Source organism: Bacteroides sp. AF29-11, assembly GCF_003602895.1.
GTDB classification, from domain to species: Bacteria; Bacteroidota; Bacteroidia; order Bacteroidales; family Bacteroidaceae; genus Bacteroides; species Bacteroides uniformis.
On sequence record NZ_QTLY01000011.1, the window covers coordinates 36,083 to 49,941 of the forward strand.

General features: G+C 46.6%; 13 protein-coding genes. 7 read left to right on the forward strand and 6 right to left on the reverse strand.

What is annotated here, in order from left to right; genetic code table 11:
* Positions 1 to 190 precede the first annotated feature (190 nt).
* Positions 191 to 2,116 carry an NAD(+) synthase gene (locus DWZ03_RS17910; protein ID WP_120130485.1) on the reverse strand — a complete coding sequence of 642 codons (1,926 nt, stop codon included), beginning with the start codon at positions 2,114 to 2,116 and terminating at the stop codon, positions 191 to 193.
* Positions 2,117 to 2,413: 297 nt separating this feature from the next.
* Between DWZ03_RS17910 and DWZ03_RS17915 the strand changes: the two genes are divergently transcribed.
* The 6 genes from DWZ03_RS17915 to DWZ03_RS17940 all read left to right on the forward strand — a co-directional run bounded on the left by DWZ03_RS17915 (position 2,414) and on the right by DWZ03_RS17940 (position 5,945).
* Positions 2,414 to 2,848, forward strand: a complete 435-nt coding sequence (locus DWZ03_RS17915; RefSeq protein ID WP_005826619.1) for a Fur family transcriptional regulator — start codon at positions 2,414 to 2,416, stop codon at positions 2,846 to 2,848.
* Positions 2,849 to 2,874: 26 nt separating this feature from the next.
* On the forward strand, positions 2,875 to 3,432 hold the full coding sequence (locus DWZ03_RS17920; RefSeq protein WP_005836026.1) for an NADH peroxidase: 558 nt from the start codon (positions 2,875 to 2,877) through the stop codon (positions 3,430 to 3,432).
* Positions 3,433 to 3,556: 124 nt separating this feature from the next.
* Positions 3,557 to 4,081, forward strand: coding sequence for an RNA polymerase sigma factor (locus tag DWZ03_RS17925; RefSeq protein ID WP_005826624.1), 525 nt, complete (start codon positions 3,557 to 3,559; stop codon positions 4,079 to 4,081).
* Positions 4,078 to 4,536, forward strand: a complete 459-nt coding sequence (locus DWZ03_RS17930) for a hypothetical protein (protein WP_005826626.1) — start codon at positions 4,078 to 4,080, stop codon at positions 4,534 to 4,536. The genes DWZ03_RS17925 and DWZ03_RS17930 overlap by 4 nt, the downstream gene beginning before the upstream one ends.
* 12 nt (positions 4,537 to 4,548) lie before the next feature.
* Positions 4,549 to 5,019: a DUF4252 domain-containing protein gene (locus DWZ03_RS17935; RefSeq protein WP_005826627.1), complete on the forward strand. Its 471-nt coding sequence runs from the start codon at positions 4,549 to 4,551 to the stop codon at positions 5,017 to 5,019.
* Between the two features lie 20 nt (positions 5,020 to 5,039).
* Positions 5,040 to 5,945 (forward strand): outer membrane beta-barrel protein, encoded by a 906-nt coding sequence (locus DWZ03_RS17940; protein WP_120130486.1) that lies wholly within the window; start codon positions 5,040 to 5,042, stop codon positions 5,943 to 5,945.
* A 111-nt stretch (positions 5,946 to 6,056) separates the two neighbouring features.
* On the opposite strand, the gene DWZ03_RS17945 is transcribed toward DWZ03_RS17940, so the two are convergent.
* Positions 6,057 to 7,718 carry an OmpP1/FadL family transporter gene (locus DWZ03_RS17945; RefSeq protein WP_044468198.1) on the reverse strand — a complete coding sequence of 554 codons (1,662 nt, stop codon included), beginning with the start codon at positions 7,716 to 7,718 and terminating at the stop codon, positions 6,057 to 6,059.
* Positions 7,719 to 7,754: 36 nt separating this feature from the next.
* The gene (locus DWZ03_RS17950; protein WP_120130487.1) at positions 7,755 to 9,131 is read right to left on the reverse strand and encodes a hypothetical protein; all 1,377 of its coding nucleotides are present in this window, start codon (positions 9,129 to 9,131) and stop codon (positions 7,755 to 7,757) included.
* Positions 9,132 to 9,411: 280 nt separating this feature from the next.
* Here DWZ03_RS17950 and prmA point away from each other — a divergent pair, with 280 nt between their 5' ends.
* The gene (prmA, locus tag DWZ03_RS17960) at positions 9,412 to 10,254 is read left to right on the forward strand and encodes a 50S ribosomal protein L11 methyltransferase (RefSeq protein ID WP_057256391.1); all 843 of its coding nucleotides are present in this window, start codon (positions 9,412 to 9,414) and stop codon (positions 10,252 to 10,254) included.
* Positions 10,255 to 10,258: 4 nt separating this feature from the next.
* Here the strand turns inward: prmA and DWZ03_RS17965 are convergent, their stop codons facing one another.
* The 3 genes from DWZ03_RS17965 to DWZ03_RS17975 all read right to left on the reverse strand — a co-directional run bounded on the left by DWZ03_RS17965 (position 10,259) and on the right by DWZ03_RS17975 (position 13,849).
* Positions 10,259 to 11,530: an ABC transporter permease gene (locus tag DWZ03_RS17965; protein WP_016273403.1), complete on the reverse strand. Its 1,272-nt coding sequence runs from the start codon at positions 11,528 to 11,530 to the stop codon at positions 10,259 to 10,261.
* Between the two features lie 6 nt (positions 11,531 to 11,536).
* Positions 11,537 to 12,841, reverse strand: coding sequence for an ABC transporter permease (locus tag DWZ03_RS17970; RefSeq protein WP_016273402.1), 1,305 nt, complete (start codon positions 12,839 to 12,841; stop codon positions 11,537 to 11,539).
* Between the two features lie 144 nt (positions 12,842 to 12,985).
* The gene (locus tag DWZ03_RS17975) at positions 12,986 to 13,849 is read right to left on the reverse strand and encodes a glycoside hydrolase family 25 protein (protein ID WP_080650792.1); all 864 of its coding nucleotides are present in this window, start codon (positions 13,847 to 13,849) and stop codon (positions 12,986 to 12,988) included.
* Positions 13,850 to 13,859: the final 10 nt, after the last annotated feature.

Genomic DNA, 13,859 nt, shown 5'->3' on the forward strand with positions numbered 1-13,859 from the left:
ACATTTTGCAGTGCCACTGCAAAGCCGTTGCAGTGGCGCTGCACACCGATATGCAGTACGACTGCAACAGTTTTGCAGTGATACTGCAACACGTTTGCAGTCGCACTGCAAAACACATGCAGCAAGAATGCAAACAAGATGCAGTCATCAAATACCCATATCGATATTACGGCATACCCGAAGTAAAGAATTAGAGTCCTTCCACCTCCCTTAGCCATATCTCCGACGAAGCATCGCTCGGCATTCTCCAATCGCCGCGCGGGCTCAGAGAGATACTGCCCACCTTCGGACCATCCGGCAAGCAGGAGCGCTTGAACTGCTGGTTGAAGAAACGGCGGCAGAAAGTCTGCAACCATTTTTTGATGGTTTCTTCATCATACATCCCCTTGAATGTGCGTGCTGCCAGGAAAAATATCTTGGAAGGACGGAAACCGCAGCGCAGGAAGTAATAAAGGAAGAAGTCGTGAAGCTCATACGGCCCCACCAAATCCTCGGTAATCTGCTGGATATTACCGTTCTCATCTGCCGGAATCAGTTCCGGGCTGATGGGAGTATCCACAATATCGAGCAAGGTAGCACGTGAAGCATCGTCCATATCATGCTCTGCCACCCATTTCACCAAGTGCTTCACCAGAGTCTTGGGGACGCTGGCATTCACACCGTACATCGACATGTGATCGCCGTTGTAAGTGGCCCATCCTAAAGCAAGTTCCGAAAGGTCGCCCGTACCGATAACCATTCCCCAGGTCTGGTTGGCAATATCCATCAAGATTTGGGTACGCTCCCGTGCCTGCGCATTCTCGTAAACCACGTCGTGCACATGGACATCATGGTCTATGTCTTTGAAATGCTGTATGCAGGCCTCCTTGATACTGACTTCGCGGACAGTCACACCGAGGGAGTTCATCAGGTCGATGGCATTCGTGTAAGTACGGTCGGTCGTTCCGAATCCCGGCATGGTGACACCGACAATACCCTGGCGGGACCATCCCAACTTATCGAAAGTCTTTACGCAAACCAGCAGCGCCAGCGTAGAATCCAGTCCACCCGAAATGCCGATAACGGCACTCTTCGCTTTAGTATGCACCAGACGTTGCGCCAGTCCGGACACCTGGATGGAGAATACCTCCTCACAGCGTTCGTCCAACGCTATCCCCTGCGGAACAAATGGATGCGGTTCAAAAGTACGTGTCAGGTTCAAATCCCTGCTGTTGACATACTCCGTAGAGATTCGTACCGGAAGGGCCGAAACACAATTTGCATGGCAAGCCGCGAAGGTCGTATTCACCCGGCGCTCCGTACGCAAGTGTTCCACATCAATTTCACTGATGACCACCTGCCCTTCGAAAGAGAAGCGTTCGTTTGCCGCCAGCAGAGTCCCGTTCTCATAAATCAGTCCGTTGCCGGCAAACACCACATCCGTAGTGGATTCTCCGAAACCGCATGAGCTGAATACATAACCGGCAATGCACCGTGCCGACTGCTGGCTGATAAGCGAGCGCAGATAATTGTGCTTGCCGATACCTTCATTGTCGGCCGAAAGATTGAACAAGATTTCCGCACCTTGCAGTGCCAGCGTGGAACTGGGCGGTATGGGTGCCCACAAATCTTCGCATATCTCCACTCCGAAAGTGGTATCTGCCGTTTCGAACAGCAGGTCTCTCCCCATCGGAATAATCTGCCCGCAAAGGCGCACACTGTTTTCTGCCACATCACATGCGGAAGTAAACCAGCGCTTCTCATAAAACTCCTTATAATTGGGAAGATAAGTCTTCGGGACAACGCCCAGCACTCTCCCCTTCTGAATGACAACCGCCGCATTCAGCAACACACCGTTCAGTGCAACGGGCATGCCCAATATCGAAATGATATCCATCTGGCGCGTATTGTTCAGAATCTGTATCAGCCCCATTTCCGCCTCTTCGAGCAGAAGTTGCTGGGCAAAGAGGTCGCCACAAGTATATCCGGTAATGCACAACTCCGGAAAAGCAATGATTTGCACACCTTTCCCGTCGGCTATAATAATCTCTTTTTCAATCTCTGAGGCATTGAACTTACAGTCAGCCACCTTGACACGGGGCACAGCCGCCGCTACTTTTACATATCCGTAATTCATAAGGATGCTATATTATTTATTCGGTGCAAAGATACGGCAAAATTCTGATTAAGAGAGATAAGAGAAAAACGTTTTCTCTATATCGGCACGAGAAACCGACTGAAGCCGGGGTGCATCCTGCCTTCGCTTTTATGGCAAAAATACGGCAACCTGCCTACAAGAAGAGGAACATATATAAACAATTTTAATGACCGCAACTAAAAATTTTCCAAAAATCTTTTGGAGAATTATAGGAACTTCCTATCTTTGCAAGTGAATTAAAAATGTAATAATTACAAGTTTGAAACTTTAGATTATATGGATGTAGTAAAACGATTGCAGAATCATAATATCAAGCCTTCAGTACAGCGCATAGCCATCATGAATTACTTGATAGAGCATCGTACGCATCCCACGGTGGATGAAATCTATACGGCACTGTCTCCCTCCATACCGACACTGTCTAAAACAACGGTATACAATACCTTGAAACTACTGAGCGAGCAAGGTGCCGCACAAACCCTGACTATCGACGAGCGTAACACATGTTATGATGCCGATACCAGCCCGCACGGTCATTTCTTGTGCAAGCGTTGCGGAAAGATTTATGACTTGATGTGCAATAACAACATCAAGAAAGTGGTCGACATGGATATGGACGGGCACGATGTGCAGGAAATCCACTACTATTATAAAGGAATCTGTAAACATTGCATAGAAGAAGAACGTTTAAGAACAACAAAGAATAACTAATTCAACTAATTAAAATCTGAGAGAAAATGAAAAAATTTAGATGTACTGTATGCGGTTACGTATACGAAGGAGATGCAGCTCCCGAAAAGTGCCCATTGTGTAAAGCTCCCGCAAGCAAGTTCGTAGAAGTTGAAGAAGCAACAGCTGACGGCCCGCTGGTATTTGCCGACGAACACGTAATCGGCGTAGCCAAAGGTTGCGACGACGAAATGATTAAGGACCTAAACAACCACTTCATGGGCGAATGTACAGAAGTTGGTATGTACTTGGCAATGAGCCGCCAGGCAGACCGTGAAGGCTATCCTGAAGTTGCAGAAGCTTTCAAGCGTTACGCTTGGGAAGAAGCAGAACACGCTGCTAAATTCGCTGAACTGCTGGGTGACTGCGTATGGGACACCAAGACAAACCTCGAAAAGAGAATGAACGCAGAATCAGGTGCATGCGAAGACAAGAAGCGTATCGCTACCCGTGCCAAAGCATTGAACCTCGACGCTATCCATGACACCGTTCACGAAATGGCTAAGGACGAAGCCCGTCACGGTAAAGGTTTCGAAGGTCTGTACAACCGCTATTTCAAGAAATAATCCTATACTTTTATAGTAATGTGAAGAAAAGGGACTGCTAATGTTAGTAAGTCCCTTTTTTTATTCCAACTTTTTTCACTTTACAATGTCACGTTTGTATTTCCCATTCGTCTTATCTGTGTAAATGGAACTCAAAGAATTCAAAATAACCGTTCTTCCACTCCGTGCCAAGCTGTTGAACTATGCACGGAAGTTGACCGACGAACCGGAGGATGCAGAAGATGCCGTCCAGGAGGTACTGCTCAAGCTATGGAACAAAAGGCTTGAACTGGAGCAATACCGGAGCATCGAAGCATTTGCCATGACGTTGACGCACAACATCTGTATAGATATGTGGCGCTGCAAACGCAACGACACCCTATCTCTCGACATAGTGCAGGCGGCATCCCCCACCGGAACACCGGAACGGCTGTTGGAAATCAAAGATGAAATCCACCTGATGCACGAAATCATCGACTCGCTGCCCAATCTTCAACGCACCATCATGCGGATGAAGGACATCGAAGGATACGAAACGGACGAAATCGCCGAAATCACGGGATGCGGACCGGAAGCCATCCGCAGCAATCTGTCAAGAGCCCGGAAGAAAGTGAGAGACGTTTACCTGCGAACCATACAAGAAAGAAAAGAAAGGAGAAATGAGCCATGAAGATAGATGAACTGCTGGATAAATATTTCGAAGGGGAAACTTCCTGCGAAGAAGAGCGTGAACTGCGCCGTTTCTTTACCGAAGAGGAAGTGCCGGAGCACCTGCAAACGTACCGCCCCCTATTCGCTTATCTGAACCGGGAAGCAACTTCAATGGCAGAACCGACAGAGGAAAAATCCGTAACAACAGAATCGGCAAAGGAAGTACCCGCACAGCGGAAGCCTTTCCGTCTCTATCGCACATTCTATGCTGTCAGCGGCATTGCCGCCGGATTGCTCCTGCTTCTCGGGGTAGCTAAGATTATATTTCCGCTTTCCGGTGTTCCCGAAAATTATGTCGTCATCGACGGCCAGCGGTATACAGACGAGAAACTGGTGGAAGCCAAAGCACTAGAAGCCCTGCAGAACGCCAGCTTCACGGATGAAGATTTAAGCAACTTACTGTTTCAACACTAATATAACAAGGTTATGAAAACATCTATACTGATTTGCATACGTAGTCTGTGCCTCTTTTCCCTGCTGATTTGCCTGCCAGCCTTTGTACATGCACAAGAGAGACTGCAAATAGCCGACCTATTCAGCAAGTATGGCGAGCAAAAGGACGTGACCAGGGTAGAACTGAACGGCAGTATCCTGAAATCTTACCGCATGACTACCTACAAGAGCCTTGTGTTCAAGAATGTATCCCCCTATCGCCGGGAAATTCAGCAGGCCATTGTACACGACAAGCAAGATAACGCAAAGAAGGCGCAGGAGGTAATGGAAAGCGGTGTGCTGCGTAGCGCTTATTACCAACTGAAAGAGGTGGAACGCAATGGAAAGAAGCTGAACCGCTACATCATTTTCAAGATAGGAAAAGACTCCATGGGCACTTTGATTTACATAGAGGGTCTGCTCAGTGAAAAGGAAATGATGGATATGCTTTACAAATCGGAATAACACTAAAAACAATATACGATATGAAAACCAGAATTATGATTTTGGCCTGCCTGCTTGCTGTGCCGGCCGGCCGCATGGCAGCACAACAACAGACTGACCCTGAACAGAAAGCTACAGTACAGACACAAGGCGACTCCATCATCATCCGGAAAGGAAAAGGAGACATGCGCATCAAGGTGTACGAAGAGCAGTTGGAAGACGGAGAAAAGAAAGAAGTACAAATTTATGAAGGAGTCTATCTCGAGAAAGTGGATGCAGACAAGCGCACTTTCCTCGACGCACTGCCATTCATCCCCAAAAAGAGAAGATACAATGCTTACGAACCGCACTGTTCCGGTCTGTATATTGGCTACAGCCGGCTGGCTAACGACTTCCTTTCCTTCGGAGCAAGCGACAAGATGGGACTCGACTTATCCAAGTCATGGGAATTCGGCTTCAACATCCTCTCCGTATATCACAACTTCAAGAAGAACCCGCATTGGGGAATCAACCTGGGAGTCAGCTGGGGATACCGTTCTTTCAATATCGACGGTAACTATGCCTTGCTGAAGGAAAACGGAACCAGCATCTTCACCGCAGGCAACGAAGACACCAGTTACAATAAAAGCCGTCTGCGCCATTTCTTCTTCCGTGTACCCGTATTGATGGAATGGCAGCAAAGAGTGGGAAGAAACAAAGTGTTCTTCAATGCCGGTCCCGAATTTGAGATACGTCACAGCGTGAAGTCATTCTCACACATCAACGGAGGCAAGAAGAAAACCGTAGGCAAAGGTATGTATGTGCAGCCCGTCGGCATAAATCTGCTGGCACAAGCCGGTTATGGTAATATCGGCATTTACCTGCGCTATTCCACATACGGATTATTCCAAAAAAACAAGGGACCGGAAGTATCTCCCTATTCATTTGGCGTGGCATGGTATCTGTAATCCCTCCCCTATAACACAAGACTCCCCGAAATGTATTTGTACATTCCGGGGAGTTCTTTTATACCCTAAGGTATTGACAATGAAAGGTTATCTGCAATAAAAATTGTTCTTCTAAAAACGCATGCCCAATGTAAATAGCACTTTACTGCGAGTGTTGGTAACTTCCGTTGTTGGCGGTGTTACCAAGCCATTTATATCATTATAAAACGGATAGAAATCAGATTTATAAGTATCGAATTTATAAGCCAAATCCGCATAAAACGAAGAAAAGCGATAACCGATACCTAAAGTGAAAGTATTCATCGATTTGCTATTGGCAAAATCCGTATCTGTATTTATAGAATTGGAAGGCAATGCCTTAATAGCATCCTTTTTATAGGCTGCAGTACTGTAATTGTAACCGGCACGCAGAGAGAAAGCAGGTATCGGCTTGTATTCTGCTCCTAAACGAAGCGTACTTACCCCTTTCATACAGAGGTCAGCCTCACCCGTTTCCCATGCCATCTCATCACCTTCAGGATATTTGAACTTCATGCTTGAGTAATCCTCATATTCATATTCAGCTCCCAAAGCCAGATTATTACCTACCGTATAGCCTAAACTGGCGTTAAACACCCACGGGGTTTGCAGTTTAAAGTCACGGTCCATGTCTCTACCGCCCAATGCAGAATAAGTATCTACAGTTGTACGAGTAAGACGTTCATTCCCCGCATCATCAGGCAAATACAAATCCGAAGTCAGTAATGCCCCCGTAGTATAAGTCAGTTTGTAATAGATAGGAGTATGCACAGCTAAACCTATACGAAGCGGAGAATCTTCAATCGGCCGGAAAATGGCGCCGAATTTAAAGTCGAAACCCGAACCATGTATACGATTAAAGCTCTCCAAGGAATAACCTTCGTCATCATAAACATGTGTATCTCCTTCCAATGTATAGGCATACTTTTCATCATAAAGGGAATACTTGTTGTAATCCACATCATAAGCACCCAGAGTAACACCAAAGTAAAAACGGTCATTTATATTGAAGGAGATATTGAAATCATATTGGTCAACACCGCCACGCTCACGCGACAAGAAATAAGCATCCGCTTCGGAAGGAATATAAGGAGGATAAGTATTATAGTCCTCACTTTCTATATCCTCAAGAACAAGTGCACCTTGATACCCCATAGTCCCCAGCCATCCAGCATAATTATGTTGATAAATATCCTTGCGCCCATAGTCCAAATAAGCTCCTTGATCCGGGTAATCATATTGAGGACGATGATAGAACGCATAAGCTGCATCCGTAGCCTGCTGCGCCATACTCCGCACTTGAGATACATATTGATTATCTATGCTTCCCATCAACCCCTGCATCGTCATATTCTTATAGAATGACTTTGATTTGTGGTAATTAAAACCAAAATTCACATACCGCAAAGGAGTATGATTGCCTATCTTCGAAGCTATCACAAAACCGGCATTATCAAAACTCCAGCGGTTCTTGTTCGTTTCAAATTTATTACCTACATAATTGCTTTCTGTACCCGTCATTGAATAGCCAAAGGTAAGCATAGCATCATTGCTACGATAAATACCGATACCGGCAGGATTGGTTCCTATGGTAGAAATATCACCACCCAATGCTCCCATAGCTCCGCCCATTCCGACAAAACGGGCGGTTCCATTCAATTCCTTCTGTGCAATATTCGTTGCATCATATATTGTCTGTGCCCCTGCGCCTACAGCTGTAAACATAGCAAGGGCTATCATGGTTATCTTCTTCATAATTCTTAGTCTTGTTAGATTAAAACATACTTATACTTACCGTCTTCTGGAACCACCGCCGCCACTGGAACGACTGGCACCACCGCCACCACCACTGGAGTAACTGGAACGTGAGCTACTGCCTGAAGAGAAGCTGGAAGAAGAACGGGTGCTACCGGATGAACGTACAGGAGCAGAATATGAACGACTGCTGCTACGATTGTTATCATTAGAATAGCTGCGTGTCGGCGCAGTGCTTGAACCTCTGTTATAAGTCGATGAAGTTCTGCTGCGTGTTGAAGTTCCAACAGAAGAACGTACACCGGAAGAACGACTGCTGCGAACTCCTTCTACACTGCTATTATATGAACTACTACGCGTACTGCTTGGACGGGTGTAAGTGGAACGGCGGGTAGAAGCTGCACTCGAACGATTTACACTTGAGCGAGTTGCAGAAGAACCCGAACGAACTGTAGACGAACTTCTTGTACCCACCACCCGACGGGCTGACGTACCGGTACTACTACGTCTCACTTGACCGGAAGTAGTACTGCTACGACGTACAGTCTGCCCTCCATTTACAACAGAAGAACGGCGGGAAGTGGAAGACGATACTCTGTTTCCGGCATATGAAGAACGGCTCGGACCATAAGAACGTCTATTGGTATATGCATTTCCCCAATGGCCGCCTCCCCAATGACCACCGCCACCGGGATAATATCCGGGATGATAGTGATGGTGATGTCCCCACCAGCCACCGCCGTACCAGCCGCCCCAGCCAAAGCTCCAGCTCGGACCGTACCAGCTGTTCCATCCCCAGCCATAGTAAGGATAACCGCCCCAACCATAAGAGTTATAGCGCCAATCCCACCACAAGCGGTTGGTGAATGTAGGGAAAGCGTATGCATACAGACCATCGGTGTACACGTTCCAATCCCAGGAATTCAGGCCATAGACCACATCCCAATACAGTGGGCTGCTGATGCTGATGGCATAACGGGGATTGCGGAAACGGATAATACGGGTAGCATACTCGTAATCATCCTGCGAACCTTCGAACTCACCGTTCACCCATTCGCCGTCCAAGCCGTCATCTTCTTTTTCATTGATGTAAAGGGTATCGTTCTCCATCACAAAATCATTGTCGCGGGAGTCGTAACGGCGGTTATATTCGTCCACATCGCGGGTGTTTCCCTTACGGTCTTTTACAACAACAGTGGTACTTCCCGGCGATGAATAGACAGTGGTCGGTACATTCGACTTTACTACAATCTCTTCTACGGGAGCAGCGACTTTCTTCTCCCGCTTCACCTCCTCTTTTTTCTCTTCCTTATTCTTGGAAGGAGTGTAGTAAAGGTCGTCATCTATACTTTGTGCCACCAGTGTCCATGGAAGGCACAAGGCAAAAAGCGATAAAAAAACAATCTTTTTCATATTAGTTTGGTTTATGGATTTTACGTTTATCTATTTCTTCACGTCACAAAGATAACGCCGGATTTTATCCCATGCAGCAGATTTTCCCCAAAGATTTATAGGGAATTCCCTAAATACCCTATCATTCAATAAATCAAAGTCCCTGCCGGATAAAAAAGAGCACGTTCGTTTTATTCTACCCTCGGTTTGCATTACCTTTGCAGAAAGATAAACAAATATACGCAGAAACTGGTTTGCTTCTAAAAATCATGTTCTGTATTTAACAAACAATCATATTCCGATGAAATATTTAGAATTTACATTCCGCACCGTTCCGTGCACAGAAATAGTCAACGATGTACTTTCCGGCGTCTTGGGCGAAGCCGGCTTTGAAAGTTTTGTCGAGCAGACCGACGGCATCACCGCTTACATACAGAAAGACCTTTATAGCGAAACCGTCCTCAAAGAGGCACTTGCCGACTTCCCCCTGCCCGACACGCAAATAGCATACAGCTATGTGGAAGCCGAAGATAAAGACTGGAACGAAGAATGGGAAAAGAACTTCTTCCAGCCCATCGTCATCGGAGACCGCTGTGTCATCCACAGCACTTTCCACAATGATGTTCCCCAGGCTGAATATGACATCGTCATCAATCCGCAGATGGCATTCGGCACGGGGCACCACGAGACCACCAGCCTCATCATCGGCGAACTGCTGGACAGTGACCTGCAAGGCAAATCACTGCTCGATATGGGTTGTGGAACTTCCATCCTTGCCATACTGGCACGCATGCGTGGAGCCTCTCCTTGTACGGCTATCGACATAGATGAATGGTGCGTGCGTAACTCCCTCGAAAATATAGCATTGAATGGAGTGGACAACATTGCCGTATCCCAAGGCGATGCCTCCTCTCTGAAAAGCAAAGGTCCGTTTGATATGGTTATCGCCAACATCAACCGCAATATCCTCCTGGCGGACATGAAGCACTACATAGCTCGCATGAATCCCGGAGCGGAGTTGTTGATGAGCGGTTTCTACATAGATGACATTCCCGTCATCCGCGAAGAAGCCGAACGTAACGGACTGCACTTTGTCCACCATCGTGAGAAGAACCGATGGGCAGCGGTGAAGTTCAGAAAATGAGCATTTATTCATCCCGTAACGCTTCTACCGGCGATATACGGCTGATACTGTGCGCTGGAATGTATACACCAAGCCATGTCACCGCCATCATCACCACATATACCAGCAGTGATACGATGCAGAAATGTGCAAAGAAATGATTGGTCAGGTAAAGGTCGCCATATCCCGGCACGCCGTCATCCAGCGTATAGAATCCTTCATAATAGGCCCACTGGAAATACAAGAAACAACCGACAAAGACAGCTATGGTTGTCATGATAAAAGCCTCTCCTATCAACATTCGGCAGATACCTCCGGGAGAGGCTCCATAGGATAGGCGGATACCTATTTCCTCGCGGCGAGTCCGTGTATGCAGCCAGAAGGTACCGCTTACAGCCAACAGCAAATTTATCATGAAGAAATAGGCCAAAGCATACTTCATCCGTATCTCGTTCGTAGCTCCTTCCTGCAAATCACTTTCACGCTGCACTTCATGGAAAGGAGTCAGTTTCGTGAACACCAACGAACCGGACGAAAGGTTATCATCCACCCACGACATGAATTCTTCTATAAAACGCCCTTCGGAAACATCCGCCTTTGTCCGGAAAAATATACGCAGCCCGCTATCAAAGGCCCATGAGGGCATCTGTTCTTCATTTCCATAGGAAACCAAGCGTACCAGATAAGGTTGCATACTGTTCCGCATTTTAATAGGCTTCATGATTCCTGCAACACGAATTTCCGTGGAATCATAAGTACTGTACACGCTTTGCCCGATCAAATCCTTGCCTTCGGAAAGCAACATGACGGCATCTTCCGACATTATCACGCTGCCTTTGGGAACTTCCAGCTTCTCAAGTGTCTCCCAAGCACCATCCTTAGCCGAACGGAAACGCCAAGTCCGGAAAAAGCCGGAGTTCGTAAAAAAGGGAATATACGTCATGCGTACCTCTACTGAATCTTTAAAAACTCTATTCATATTATTACCCGGAGAACTGGGATAGGCTCCGGACAGCACACATGTAGCTGACTCAATGTCCTTGTGATGGCGCAATCCCTGCATAATCCGTTCAAAGTCCCGGGCAGGAACGGAAAGTGTATCCGCCTTATTACGCGTCACCTCCAGACGGTAGAGTCCTTCAGCATCGTAACCGTTCGGGATGGACTGGTTGTATGTCAAGACAAACAACGGGTCCAGAACAGCCCAACTGACTATCGTTATCACCACCAGTTCCAGCATAATCCACAGATTGTGCCGACGGCTGTTCCACAGCATATTCATGATTTGTTGTAACATAACTTATTATTTTTGTCGGCTGAGCGAATAAACAATATCTTTCTTCAAAGCCACGCAGGTGGGTATCAATGCCGAAAGTAAATTCAGTACCACACAAACCACAAACGTAACTGCAAACAAGGTAGGATTGAACAGCATATCCGTCGTTATGCTCATCTGAACACTGTCCGGTAACGGTTGCGTTCCTCCGTCAAGCATGGTCAGCAACCAACTCTTAGCAAAGTACACCATGCTGAAAGAGAGTATCAGCCCCATAATGCCTCCCAAGCACGTCAGCAAAAGATTCTCCCATACAATCTGTGAGAAAAGACGTTCCCCGGTAGCACCGAATGCTTTCCGTATTCCCATCTCAGGAAGCCTGCGCTCCATGCGCGAGGAAATCATTCCTGACAAATTGAGTGCAGGTACTAACAACAGCATCAGCAGCCACAATCCCATTTGCCGGACTATCACAAAGAAATCCAAGTCGTCCATGTCATTGACATAAAACAGCGTCTTCCAATAAAGATAAGGCTGACCGTGCATCACCAGATGATAATCATCATGCGGCAGAGTATTGAATTTGCGTACATATTCATCTACCTGCAATTTCACCCGGTCGGCATCTGCTGCCGAGGGCAGAAGAACTGCCACCTGAAACGGTCCGATTACTCCCCACTGGTTATTGTCTCTCACATAGGCAGGCTGGCAGGTATAAGGCAACCAGACTTGCGCGTAACTCAGCTTCATGGCATAGCTTGGCGACTTCACGACCCCACATACACGGTAATCCGTATAATTCAGTTTGATATACTCCCCCACGGCATCCCCTTTTCCAAAAACACGGCGAGCCATATCTTCCGAAATAACCGCTGTACGCATGCCACTCTGAAAATCGGCATCAGTAAAAGGTTGTCCGTAAATGAAGGAAAAATCGAATACTTTCCAGAAGCCGGTATCGGTCAGCTTCACAAGTGCTGAAAGAGGACGCTTCACATTCCCTACTTTCACAAACCAGCTATCGGCATCGCTCACGGCAGTCACAGCTTCCACTCCCTCCAAAGAGTAAAAGCAATCCTTTACAAAAGGGATGGAAAATTTCCAGGTAGTATTCCAGTCCGTATCTTTTGTATATTGCATATGAGCTGAAGATGCAACAAGCATACGGCTACGATGGGTCTCAGGATAGATATCCCCTATCTTTATATAATACAAGACAGCCAGTACCATGACCATAGAGATAGCCAGTCCGGTAGCGACAATATAGAAGCAACTGAACAAGGGTTGCTGCTTCAGCATCATAAAAGATTGTTGCAAGTATTTTCCTATCATACAGATACATATTAATGTATGATAAAAAGCAAAAGACAGACCAAACTGCCAACAATCAGATTATCAAAGAAAAACGAAACTAAGCCTGTGTCCGAAAATGAACACATGTCCACTATCGGACAGATGAAAGACAGTAACGACGGATTACTTCTGCAATGTAAGCGCCTGCAACTCTTCCAGTGTCCCGTTAAAGACGTTCAAATCCACCTCTTTTTCGATACCGGGCACAGTGCCTACATCGGTGTGCTGCCAAAAGTGCCACTTGCCCTCATAGCGCACGGAATCTACATAATAATGGGCTATCCAATAAGGATAAGCATTGAAAATGGAATCGCTGAGATAGCGTTTCTTGAATTTATAGGAAGTATAAAGAATAGGCTTTACGCCGTAATGCGCCTCTACCCTATCCAGCCAAGTCTTGACTGCCGTTTTAAGTTCCTGCGGTGACTGCTTGCCGGTAGTCTCCACATCGAGTACGGGAGGCAGGTCTCCCTTTACCAGCTGCACGGTACGGATAAAGAAATCGGCTTGCTTGTGGGCATCGGTCTTAGGGATAAAATAATGATAGGCACCACGGATAAAACCGTATTTACGCGCCTGGCCGAAGTTCTGCGTAAACGTATCATCACCATGGTCGCCACCCTCGGTAGCTTTCAGAAAAATAAAATGGATAGGAAATTTGGCTTCTCTATTATGTGTCAGAAGTTCCCAATCTATCTTTCCCTGATAGTGGGATATGTCTATACCATGCACCTCATAGTTGCAAGGCATACATACACCATAGCCTTTCTGACCATAACAAGGCTTCCAGCGATAAGCATAAGGACGAATGAAAAACCAGTAAAAGCCAGTAGAAAAAACAAGAATGATACAGACCGCCCAAAAATTACGTAACCATACGGGCATGGTACGCGGCTGCGTTTTCTTCTTACTCCGCGAAGAGGGAGAGGAAGAACGACGAACGGCAGCAGTTCTGCGCCGGGAATTTGTGGAGGTCTTGGTTGCCATGAGTAAATGA

Bases quoted from the DNA above. Each gene is read 5' to 3' on its own strand.
- DWZ03_RS17910 (WP_120130485.1), bottom strand. From the start codon at position 2,116: ATGAATTACGGATATGTAAAAGTAGCGGCGGCTGTGCCCCGTGTCAAG.
- DWZ03_RS17915 (WP_005826619.1), top strand. From the start codon at position 2,414: ATGGATGTAGTAAAACGATTGCAGAATCATAATATCAAGCCTTCAGTA.
- DWZ03_RS17920 (WP_005836026.1), top strand. From the start codon at position 2,875: ATGAAAAAATTTAGATGTACTGTATGCGGTTACGTATACGAAGGAGAT.
- DWZ03_RS17925 (WP_005826624.1), top strand. From the start codon at position 3,557: ATGGAACTCAAAGAATTCAAAATAACCGTTCTTCCACTCCGTGCCAAG.
- DWZ03_RS17930 (WP_005826626.1), top strand. From the start codon at position 4,078: ATGAAGATAGATGAACTGCTGGATAAATATTTCGAAGGGGAAACTTCC.
- DWZ03_RS17935 (WP_005826627.1), top strand. From the start codon at position 4,549: ATGAAAACATCTATACTGATTTGCATACGTAGTCTGTGCCTCTTTTCC.
- DWZ03_RS17940 (WP_120130486.1), top strand. From the start codon at position 5,040: ATGAAAACCAGAATTATGATTTTGGCCTGCCTGCTTGCTGTGCCGGCC.
- DWZ03_RS17945 (WP_044468198.1), bottom strand. From the start codon at position 7,718: ATGAAGAAGATAACCATGATAGCCCTTGCTATGTTTACAGCTGTAGGC.
- DWZ03_RS17950 (WP_120130487.1), bottom strand. From the start codon at position 9,131: ATGAAAAAGATTGTTTTTTTATCGCTTTTTGCCTTGTGCCTTCCATGG.
- prmA (WP_057256391.1), top strand. From the start codon at position 9,412: ATGAAATATTTAGAATTTACATTCCGCACCGTTCCGTGCACAGAAATA.
- DWZ03_RS17965 (WP_016273403.1), bottom strand. From the start codon at position 11,530: ATGTTACAACAAATCATGAATATGCTGTGGAACAGCCGTCGGCACAAT.
- DWZ03_RS17970 (WP_016273402.1), bottom strand. From the start codon at position 12,841: ATGATAGGAAAATACTTGCAACAATCTTTTATGATGCTGAAGCAGCAA.
- DWZ03_RS17975 (WP_080650792.1), bottom strand. From the start codon at position 13,849: ATGGCAACCAAGACCTCCACAAATTCCCGGCGCAGAACTGCTGCCGTT.